At 39.5% G+C, this 1,733-nt stretch carries 2 protein-coding genes; both read left to right on the plus strand.

Features of this window, described 5'->3' with window-relative positions; all coding sequences use genetic code 11:
• Positions 1-48 precede the first annotated feature (48 nt).
• Complete coding sequence (gene recF / locus A3761_RS15580; RefSeq protein ID WP_068507325.1) at positions 49-1,179, plus strand: DNA replication/repair protein RecF; 1,131 nt, start codon at positions 49-51, stop codon at positions 1,177-1,179.
• 28 nt (positions 1,180-1,207) lie between these two features.
• A partial coding sequence (locus A3761_RS15585) for an ATP-binding protein (protein WP_231881234.1) occupies positions 1,208-1,733 on the plus strand: 526 nt, incomplete at its 3' end.

Genomic DNA, 1,733 nt, shown 5'->3' on the forward strand with positions numbered 1-1,733 from the left:
CATCATTTATGGTTCTATGTCCTTTTTCGTAGAGCCTTTAGTTAATTTATGTCCTTATCGTCAATATCAATAAAGAGCGTTCGAAACCTCCACGATCTGAGTGTTTCTTTTAGTAAGTCTTTAAATTTTATCTGGGGCGAAAATGCATCGGGTAAAACCAGCTTACTTGAGTCAATTTATTTACTCTCTACAGGGCGCTCTTTCCGTACCCGCCATATCGATAATATTATAAATAGTGACGCCAAGAGTAGAGAGCTGATTGTCTTCGGCAAAGTTAATACCTCAAAGCAAAATGAAGAAGCTACGCCCATTGGTGTCAGAAAGTCGACCCTCCAGGGTTCCGAGATTAAAATTTCCGGCCAATCAATAAAGAGTGCAGCAATTCTAGCGAAACTAACACCGGTTCTGATGGTTGAACCTCAAAGTTTCGATTTACTTACTGGTCCTCCAAAAGTTAGACGGCAGTTTATAGATTGGGGAGTGTTCCACGTGGAACATGAATTCTCTTTTTTGTGGAACGATTATATTAATTGTCTAAAACAGCGGAATAGTCTACTCCGAACTGCTAAAATAGACCTACTTCAACTAAAAGTATGGGATAAGCGTATATCGCTCTTAGGAGAGCAAATAACGCAGCATAGAATCGAATTTATGGATAGGTTTCGAGTTACCTTCGAAACTGTATTGGCCGGACTGGGTTTAAACGAACAAAGTGAGATAGGATTAAAATACTTTCAAGGCTGGGATAAGAGTAAAAGCCTGGCAGAAATGTTAGACCAAAATCGTTCGAAAGATATAGAAAAAAAGTATACCCAGTATGGACCACATCGGGCTGATCTTAAGCTTAGAATAAGTGGTAAGAATGTGAGTGAATTTTTATCTCGTGGGCAACAGAAGTTATTGATAATTGCCTTATATATCGCTCATGTAAAATGCCTAAAAGAATTAAACGATTCGCAGACTCTCGTCTTGATAGACGATATTGCCGCGGAGCTAGATAGTAAGAATATCGATATAATTCTCTCTAATTTGTTAGAGTTGGACGCACAAGTAATGTGTACAGTTTTAGATCGAGAGATACCCCGAGATTATTTAGATAAGCATCGGTCAGATTGTAAAATGTTCCACGTGGAACATGGCCGTATTCATGAATATGATTATCAAGAAAAACAAATATAGTACCTGAAATATTAGGAGCAAAAGCTGAATGAGTGAAACTGAAAATAACTATGATTCTTCAAGTATTAAGGTACTAAAAGGCTTAGACGCGGTAAGAAAAAGACCAGGAATGTATATTGGTGATACCGATGATGGTACCGGTCTTCATCATATGGTTTTCGAAGTTGTTGATAACTCGATCGATGAAGCGCTTGCTGGTCATTGCGATACGATTGATGTTGTTATCCATCTTGATAATTCAATTTCGGTATCTGATAACGGGCGTGGTATTCCTACAGAGATTCACGAGGAAGAGGGGGTTTCTGCAGCCGAAGTTATTCTGACAGTATTACACGCTGGTGGTAAGTTCGATGATAACTCCTACAAAGTATCCGGTGGTTTGCACGGTGTTGGTGTATCGGTTGTAAATGCTTTATCCGAAAAGCTTAAGTTAACGATACGCAGAGAAGGCAAAATATACGAGCAAGAGTATACCCACGGTGTGCCTGATTACTCCCTTAAAGAGGTGGGTCATTCTGAGACGACGGGAACGATGGTGACCTTCAAACCAAGTT

The organism is Oleiphilus sp. HI0123, from assembly GCF_001635315.1.

What these genes read in the sequence shown, in the direction of transcription:
- recF (WP_068507325.1), top strand. Translation starts at nt 49, where the DNA reads ATGTCCTTATCGTCAATATCAATAAAGAGCGTTCGAAACCTCCACGAT.